This window comes from Cellulosimicrobium arenosum, from assembly GCF_014837295.1.
GTDB lineage: Bacteria > Actinomycetota > Actinomycetes > Actinomycetales > Cellulomonadaceae > Cellulosimicrobium > Cellulosimicrobium arenosum.
In genome coordinates, this window is sequence record NZ_JACYHB010000021.1 from 1 (window position 1) to 8,810 (window position 8,810).

Consider the following 8,810-nt stretch of genomic DNA (forward strand, 5'->3'; position numbering starts at 1 on the left):
GGTCCAGAACCACAGTGCCTACGATGTCGACGTGCTGGCCGAGAAGTCGGTGCGCTTCTTCGACACCAAGGGCGCCACGACCCACCCCGACGCCATCCGCCTCTGACAGATGCAGGTCGGTTCTGATGGGCCCTGACCAAGTCCCGAACACAAGACGTCGAAGGAGTTCCATGCGTGCCCGAAGCCTCGCGGTCTTCTGCGCGATCGCCGTGGCGGTAGTGGTGGGGGTGGTCGCCGCGCTGCTCGGTAGCACCACGGTAGCCCTTGCGGTCCTCGTCGCATTGCTCGGCGGAGTCGCGGCGCTGGCGGTGCAGACGTATCGCCGGACCGGTGCTGCGGTCGCTCATGCCCGGACGACCGAGGGTGAAGCACGAGGGCTCCGCAAGGAGCTTGCGCGCCAGCACGATGTCAACCTGTCGGCTACCGATCAGCTCCGTCGCCAGGTCGCACGTACCGACAAGTCTGTCGCCCGGTTGCAGTCGGATCTCAACGCGACGATGCTCAGCAGCATCGTCCGGCCGCTCGACGAGGTCTCTGCCAAGCTCGCCGGCCTGGACTCCGACCTTCGACATCTCCGGAAGCGTGTCGAGTCCGTCCGGAACCTCGCCCAGGAAGCACGTCCCGGGAAGCTTCTCACGCAGGTACAGGCCCTCGAACAGCTTCGGGACAAGTTCGACGTCTCTGGCCCGCTGCCGGACGTCGGGGGCTGGGCCCTCGATCCCACTGCGCTCCTGTGGCTCATTGACGAGATCGAGCAGCGACGTCCCGAGCATGTCGTCGAGTGCGGGAGCGGTACGTCCACCTTCTGGATCGCCATGGCCCTGCGCCAGAACGGCCGGGGTCAGGTCATTTCACTCGACCACCTGGAAGAGTTCGCCGTGCGAACCCGATCGGTCCTGGAGCGCCACGGCCTGACTGAGGTAGCCGAGGTCCGTCATGCGCCGCTGATCGCAACGCAGACCCCTCGCGGCGAGTTCCAGTGGTATGGCGTCAACCCCGCGACCGTCGGGCCGATCGACCTGCTCGTCGTCGACGGGCCGCCCGAGGCGACCGGTCCGCTCGCTCGGTACCCCGCGCTCCCCTTGCTTCACGGCTCACTGACCGCGGATGCTCGCGTCCTGGTCGACGACGTGCACCGCGACGACGAGAAGCAGGCGATCGAGCACTGGCTCGAGGAGCTGCCGCGCCTCCGCCGCGGCGGCTACAAGAACGACAGCTCCGAGGTGCTGACCTATGGGTGACCTCTGCCGCCCGCCTGTTCCTTGCACGAAGGCCTTCCCATGACCGTCGACTCGCGCGCCGTCCCAGACGTCTCGGAACCAACCGTTGCCCCCGCCTCCGGTCCGCGCAGCACTCGTTTCCGTCCCGACGTGGAGGGACTTCGTGCGATCGCGATCGGCAGCGTGCTGCTCTACCACGCCGGAATCGTCGTGGTGCCCGGTGGCTTCATCGGCGTGGACGTCTTCTTCGTCATCTCCGGGTTTCTCATCACCGGGCAGCTCGTGCGCGAGCTCGAGCGGGACGGCCGCGTGTCCATGCTCCGCTTCTACGCGCGCCGTGCACGACGCCTCCTGCCCGCCGCCGCGCTCGTCCTGGCTGTCACCGCCGGCTTGGTGTTCTTCGTGGGCAGCGTGGTCGACCGCCGGGTCTTCGGCGGCGACATCGTCGCCGCGGCCGCCTACGTGGAGAACTGGCGCCTCGCAGGGCGCGCCGTCGACTATCTGGCGGAGGGCGTCAGCGTCTCGCCCGTGCAGCACTTCTGGTCGCTGTCCGTCGAGGAGCAGTTCTACATCGTCTGGCCGCTCCTGCTCATACTGGTCGCCTTCGTAGCGCGACGGTTTCGCTGGCCCGCGCGGGTCGTGATGGCCGCCGGGCTGCTCGTGATCGTGGTCCCGTCGTTCGCCTGGTCGATCGTGATGTCCACCGCGAGCCCGGCGAACGCGTTCTTCGTGACTACCACCCGCCTGTGGGAGCTCGGGATCGGAGGACTCGTGGCCGCCGGCGTCGCGATCTGGCCCCGCGTGCCGCGAGCACTCGCACTGATCCTCGGCTGGGGGGGCATCGCGGCTATCGTCGCAGGTGCGCTGCTCCTCGACGAGTCGGCGGTCTGGCCCGGCTCACTGGCCCTCGTCCCGGTCCTCGGCACCGCGGCCGTGATCATCGCGGGGGCGACCAACTCAGCTCCCGGCCTCCTCGGCCACCGGCTCATGGTGTGGCTCGGCGGCCTCTCGTACTCGCTGTATCTCTGGCACTGGCCGCTGCTGATCGCCGCGACCTGGGTGTGGGGCGAGCTCGGCCAGAAGCGCGGGCTGCTCGTCGTGGCGCTCGCCCTCATCCCCGCGTGGCTCTCCTACAAGCTCGTCGAGAACCCTGCACGGCGGATCGCCCAGGAGCGCTGGTCCCCCATGATGACGCTTTCCGTCGGGCTCAATCTGACAGCACTCACCGTGATCGCCGGGCTCCTCCTCACGAGCAGCACCCCCACGAGCGCCCCCGCGAGCGCCAGCGTCCAGGGCAAGGGGGCGCAGAGCCTCGAGCTCGAGGACGGCCAAGCCACGGGGATCCCCAACCCCGATGTGGTCGAGAGCTACACGCCGCTCCCCCAGGACGCCGTCGCCGACAAGCCTGACGCGTACGACCGTGGATGCCAGGTAGACCAACAGGTAGCGGTTCCTCGCCCCTGCTCATACGGTTCCGAGGACGGCGACACGCACCTGATGCTCCTCGGTGACTCCAAGGCCCTCCAGTGGATCGACGCGCTCGATCCGATTGCGAAGGACCACGACTGGAAGCTCGACGTCGCGACCAAGAGCGCGTGCGGCTTCTCGAGCGCGCAGATCAACGACGGGAACGGCGATCCCTACGTGAGCTGCACGGAGTACAACGCGGCGCTGCTGCAGATGGTGCTCGACGAGCGCCCCGACGCCGTCATGGTCTCGCAGACCACGAGCTACTCCTTCGACAGCTCGGGAGAGCGGACGCAGGAGGCGATGATCGACTCCCTCGAGTCCACGTGGACGACGCTCGAGGACGCCGGTATCGACGTGATCGTCATCGCGGACAACCCCGATCCGACCGATCTACCGGCCGGCGACGACGAGGTCTACAAGTGCGTCGCCGAGTTCCCGGACTCCTTGTCCGACTGTGCCTTCGCCAAGTCCAACGGCCTCGAGCGGAGCGGAACCCCGGCAATGCTGACGGCGGCCGAGCTCGTACCCTCGGTCGATGTCATCAACATGAACGACCTGGTCTGCACGGACGTCTGCCCCCCGGTGATCGGTGACGTGCTCGCCTACCGCCAGGGCTCACACCTCTCTCGCACCTACGTGAAAACCACAACGCCGATCCTGGACCAGCGCCTGACCCCGATGATCAAGGAGGCCAGCGCGTCGTGAGCGCCCGGAACGAATACGGCGCGCTGCGTGGCGCGGGCCCCGCGACGTTCGTCACCCACCCGGATGTCGCGCTCGCCGCCGCACGGCACATGGAATCCCTCGGGGGCACGGGGGCGCGAGTCACGGCCCTGGCGCTCGACATGCAGGCGCCCGCAGGACGGGAGATCCTCGCGCGGATGATCGAGCCGTACTCCGACTACGCCAGAGTGGTCGGGGCCGCACTCGATCCTGCGTCCTCCGGACTCCTGGACTCCGGCTCCGCACCGACCGCGAAGCTGCTCGCATCCCTCGCCAGACTGGTCGGGCATCTACCTCAGACCGAGGAGGACGTGCCGCATGCGCTGGCGCTCTATGGCGCAGCGCGGCGCAGCGCGCCCGTGAGCCGCTGGCCCGCTCCTGATCGCCTGGCCTTCGCCCAGCTCCTGTGGGTACGCGGTGAGTATGACCGTCTGAGCCGGGACACTGCCTTGTTGAAGTCCCTGGATGCCGGCACACGAGCGTTCCTCCGACTCGATCTGCACGGCGTGGAGCACGGTGTCGGGTCGGACTCGTGGATCGAGGCGCTCAACCGCTGCCTGCGTTCCTACGACGTTGGGCCCGTGAGTCTGGCGCCGCAGGGAGCGAGCCCCCTCGACCGCCTGCAACCGGGGACCACCCGCACAGCGGGGCCGGGACCATTGATCTCCGTGGTGATGCCAGCGTACCGCCCCGGGCCGGAGTCGATCACGGCGGTGCGATCCATCGTGGAGCAGACGTGGCAGGACTGGGAGCTGCTCATCGTCGACGATGCCTCCGGCGACGAGTTCGACGGCCTCTTCGCGCAGCTCCAGGGCCTGGACCCTCGGGTGCGCGTCCTGCATCAAGAGATCAACCGAGGCACCTACGCAGCGCGCAACCGCGCGCTGGAGGAAGCCCGCGGAGACTTCATCACTTTCCAGGACACCGATGACTGGTCGCACCCCGAGCGGCTCGAGCGGCAGGTCCGTCCGCTCCTGGAGGACTCCTCCCTCCTCAGGACACTCAGCCTCTCGCTGCGGTGCGGCGACGACCTCGTCTTCCAGCACCTTGGGAACGGACCGGTCCATGCCAACGCCTCGTCGCACATGTTCCGGCAATCAGTGCTCGACACGGTGGACCGCTTCGACTGGGTTCGCAAGAGCGCCGACACGGAGTTCGACCGACGGCTGGAGGCTGTGTTCCCCGGCCGCCGGCTACAGCTGCACGAGCCGCTGGCTGTCGTGCGGCTCCAGAAGGACTCCCTCTCCCGCAACGACGTCCGACCAGGCTGGATGCACCCGTCGCGGATGGAGTATCGCGCCGCGATGATCCACTGGCACAGGCAGATCCAGGCCGGGGCCAGTCCCCGAATCCCCTCGGACGTCACGCAGCGCCCGCTCAGCGCCCCGCGACCGTTCCTGCGCGACGTAGGACTGCCCGAGCAGGCGATCGACATCGCATTCGCTGCCGACTGGACGATGGACGGCGCCACGCAGCGCGCGGCGGTCGCCGAGATGCAGGTGCTCGCGCGCAGCGGTCTGCGCGTGGGTCTCCTCCATGTCCGCAGCGCGTTCAGCGAGGCGCCCCGACGAGCGCCTCTGTCCCTCGCCGTGCGCCGGGCGCTCGCCGACGGCACGCTCACGTTCGTGTCACTCGAAGAGCCCGACCACGTCCCGACGATCGTCGTGCGGCAGCCCGACGTCCTCGAGTTCCCCACGTCGCGGCCGGTGTCCCTGACCACGGACCGCATCGTGATCGTCGCGGACACCAGTCCGCGCGCCACCCAGAACCACGCCGTGCGCTGGGTCGCCGAGGACTGCGACCGGAACGCCGAGGCACTCTTCGCCGTCACACCGGAGTGGATCATCCCGGACGATCCCACGCGCGGCGCGGACGCTCCGTCGCTCGACCCGGCGCAGGTCTCCGCGACCGCGTACCCGCGCGTCCTCGACGTCCTGCCGGGCCCCGGGCGACGGTCCCGCCGCCTCAGGAGCAACCGGCCGGTCGTCGGCTGGATCTTCGGCGGCGAGGCTTCAGAGCTCCCCGACGGTGCCGCGGCTCTGCGACAGATCTTCCCGGTTGACGGCTCGGTCGACGTCCGACTTCTCGGCAGCCGCTACCTGCTGAAGGATGCGCTCGGCGACTTCCCCACCGACTGGCTCGTTTACGAGACGGGTGAGGTCACCGCCCGCCAGTTCCTGGACCAGCTCGACGTCGTCGTCGCATTCCCCCGTACGGTGACGGCCGAGGCATTCCGCACTGTAGAGGAGGCGCTGGCCGCGGGGTGCCTGGCAGTCGTCGCGCGAGAGCTCGCGCCGCACTTCGATGGTGCGGTGCAGACCTGTGAACCGGCCGAGGTGACGGCCCTGGTCGACCGGCTCCGAGCGGACGAAGCCACTTTCCGGGACCAGTCGTACCGCGGATGGCGGTGGGCGGACGAGAGGTTCGCCTGCTCCGGGCGGCAACTCGTCGAAGCCCTGGGGGTGGTGGCCCCGTCCTCCGGACCGACCAGCTCCCCTTAGGTCAGCGGGCGCGTTCGCACGGTCTCTCGGCCGCCTCCTGCCGGGCGGCACCAAGGTCGGCGACGACCCGGCGCGCCATCGCGTCGTCATGCTCAGCGCGCGCGGCGGCGTCCGCGGCACTCTTCTGCTGGCCCGTCAGGACACGGTCCACCTTGCTCGCCAGCAGGTCGGTACTCTCGTCGATCCGATTGGTGAGGGTGCGGCTGTCACCGGGGTTCCCGAGGAGCTGCGCACGAATGTCGCGGCCGACGCTGTGCACCAGCCCCGCTAGCAGGACGGCGGCCACGCCGAGCGCGGCCGCGCCCAGCTTCATGTTGGAGGACACGAAGCCGGCGACACCGATCGCCCCGGCGAGCGCGGTGAGAGACGTGAGGACGTTGGTCCTCGAGAGCTTGGGCACGGTTACTCCTCGAACTCGGGTCGACAGGGCATCTGCGGGCGTCGTGCTGTGCGGCACAGGGAAGCATGCGCTCTCCGGGCGCTGCTCCGCCTTGCTCACCGCGGCCGCGTGGGGATTCGTTCCTCGATCGCCGCCACGGTCCGTGCGCAGTTCTGCTGGTCCCGCTGCGGGAACGCCGCGTCGATGCGTGCGGTGTAGAGGGGGTAAGGTCGGCAGTCGCGCTCGAGCAGGCTCTCCACGGCATCAAGCGTGTCGTCGAGGGTGCGCACGACGGGGCCGAACCCGTCCCGCTCGTAGTCGAACCACGTCGGCGAAGAGTGCTTGCTCTCGAAATCCTCCTCGTCGAAGCGTGCATACACGATCGGAGTACCCAGGTACGCCACGTCGAAATGAACCGAAGAGTAGTCCGTGACGAATGCATCGCACCCTCTGATCAGGTCCTGGAACGCCACGTTGTCGGCGTCGGCGATCTCGATGCGGTCTCCCGCGACGGTCGCCCCCTCGAACCTGGACGCCATGTTGTAGTGGGGCAGAAAGGTCAGCCGGTAGTCGTGCTTCTCGAGCATCTCGTGCAGCCGCCGGCTCTCCAGGAGTCCTGACATGAACCGCTGGTAGGCCGACCCCTCGTAGGAGATCTCGCCATCTTGTGCGCCCTTGAGCGCCGTCGTCACGAGATAGTTCCGCCAGGTCGGCATGAACAGGATGGTCCGGCTGGCCGGGGTCGGCGTCAGCGCGTCGTAGCGCGGCATTCCGGCCTGGACGAGCTGCCGGTCGTACCCGGACGTGGCGCGCAGTGCCTCGGTCTCCCCCGGCATGACGGTCAGGCACACGTCGTATCCCGTTGCGCCTCGCTTCACCGCGTTCGGGCTGAGGTGGACGCCGTGCTTGAGGTAGACGCGTAGTGCCCCGACGCGCCAGACGATGTGCCGCGTGTAGTCCTTCACGTCCCACGTGTCCGGCACCAGGTAGCCGATCGAGTAGGCGTTGGCGAGAACGACGGCGTGCAGCAGGAGCAGTTGGTGCCGCCACGACGAGTGGGCGACGACGTGTCCGTACGGGGCCACCCGGCCGTACTGAGGGCTCGAACGATCGATGACGTAGTACGCCGAATGCCGGGCGCTCGACTCACGCAGATGGCGAAACAGATGGACGCCGTTGTCCTGCGCGGTGTCTTTCCGCTCACCGATCAGCCAGATCTCACGTCCCGCGAAGAACGGTCGTGTCAGGAGCCTGAGGAGTCGAAGCCACCGCATCCGCCGGTCGCCCGGCCCTCTGGCGATGAATCCCGCATCCTTCTTGAGCAGCATGACGGCCCACTGCAGGCGTGCCCTGAGCCCGGATCCCCTCTGGGTGGTGAGGAACGCTGCGGTTCCGTCGCCGACGGTGTGCAGGAGGTACCTGACCGTGGTCGTCCGCGTCCGCCCGGGAGCGTCGTCCGCAGCCGCATGCATGCCGACCGTCCGCGCACTGATCAACGCGCCTATGCGGGGCTGAAGATTCCGCCGCAGCCGCAGCTCCGGCACCTCGGTGTCGAGCTCGACGACAAACCGCCAGTGCCCGGTCCCCACACCGTCGAGCGCGAGGCGGGTCGTCAAGCCCTCCCACTGAACAGTGCCACGATTGCCGACCCGAGGTGTGAGCGGCACTGGCCCTGAGCGAGCGACATCACCCGACGGACCGGTCAGAGCCAGACGATACCGCCATGGCGGTTCGGACATCTCCGGGGAGAATGCCGCAGAGAGGAAGCCGACGATCTCGACGTCTCCCTCACGCGGATCCAGGGCGTCGAGCCACGGCCTCGCCGCACACAACGCGAGGCGCCCGAGGAAGTCGGCGAGCAGCGATCCCCGGCGTACCTCCCCTCCCGAGAGTGTCCGGTCGACATAGCGGGCCACGCTCAGTTTCGTCCCGTGATCCGTCCAGACCATGAGAGGAGTCGATCCGTTCAGGGGAAGCCGACGGAGCGTTTCGACCTCATGCAGCACCTGTCGCGACCATGACTTGAGCTTCCTGAGGCGCGGAAGTGTCGCGATGGTGCCGTATCGGGTACCAGAGCGTTCCAACCAATCGCATGCTGCCTCATTTCGGTCCTGGTTCAGGCTCGAAGCCGATTCGACGAGGGAGGCCCCATGGCCGGCCACCGACGCCTCCACATCAAGGCCGGGGTCGTGTACGACCGCGATCGGAACGTGCCGGAAGCGCGGCATCTTCCGAAGTTGATCCAAGGCAGGTGAGAGGATCTCCGCCCGGCTTTCACCGACGATGAAAACGATGGAGATCTCTGATGCCTGCGCATCCACGTCGTTCACAGAGGCGCCGTTCACAAGCCGCTCGCTAAGGTCGTTGGTACGGGTACTGAAGGGCATGGCATGTGACCTGGTCGCTCCCGGTCAGAGGCGGATGGCGTCGGGGTGGGTCGTGGCGCCCTTGGTGTCGAAGAAGCGCACCGACTTCTCGGCCAGCACGTCGACATCGTAGGCACTGTGGTTCTGGACC

Annotated in this window: 5 protein-coding genes; 3 read left to right on the forward strand and 2 right to left on the reverse strand. The window is 68.1% G+C overall.

Going from position 1 to position 8,810, the window contains the following annotated elements; translation table 11 throughout:
• Positions 1-170: 170 nt before the first annotated feature.
• The 3 genes from IF651_RS17165 to IF651_RS17175 all read left to right on the forward strand — a co-directional run bounded on the left by IF651_RS17165 (position 171) and on the right by IF651_RS17175 (position 5,914).
• The gene (locus IF651_RS17165; RefSeq protein ID WP_191830352.1) at positions 171-1,241 is read left to right on the forward strand and encodes a class I SAM-dependent methyltransferase; all 1,071 of its coding nucleotides are present in this window, start codon (positions 171-173) and stop codon (positions 1,239-1,241) included.
• A gap of 129 nt (positions 1,242-1,370) precedes the next feature.
• Positions 1,371-3,395, forward strand: coding sequence for an acyltransferase family protein (locus IF651_RS17170; protein ID WP_191830353.1), 2,025 nt, complete (start codon positions 1,371-1,373; stop codon positions 3,393-3,395).
• The gene (locus IF651_RS17175; protein WP_191830354.1) at positions 3,392-5,914 is read left to right on the forward strand and encodes a glycosyltransferase; all 2,523 of its coding nucleotides are present in this window, start codon (positions 3,392-3,394) and stop codon (positions 5,912-5,914) included. The genes IF651_RS17170 and IF651_RS17175 overlap by 4 nt, the downstream gene beginning before the upstream one ends.
• Position 5,915: 1 nt before the next feature.
• Here IF651_RS17175 and IF651_RS17180 read toward each other — a convergent pair whose 3' ends face one another.
• A complete protein-coding gene (locus IF651_RS17180) occupies positions 5,916-6,314 on the reverse strand; it encodes a hypothetical protein (protein WP_191830355.1) in 399 nt (132 codons plus the stop codon).
• A gap of 95 nt (positions 6,315-6,409) precedes the next feature.
• Entirely contained in the window at positions 6,410-8,680 is a 2,271-nt protein-coding gene (locus IF651_RS17185) for a CDP-glycerol glycerophosphotransferase family protein (RefSeq protein ID WP_191830356.1), read from the reverse strand.
• Between the last annotated feature and the right edge of the window lie 130 nt (positions 8,681-8,810).

Coding starts and splice junctions, on each gene's coding strand:
- IF651_RS17185 (WP_191830356.1), bottom strand. CDS start 8,680: ATGCCCTTCAGTACCCGTACCAACGACCTTAGCGAGCGGCTTGTGAAC.
- IF651_RS17165 (WP_191830352.1), top strand. CDS start 171: ATGCGTGCCCGAAGCCTCGCGGTCTTCTGCGCGATCGCCGTGGCGGTA.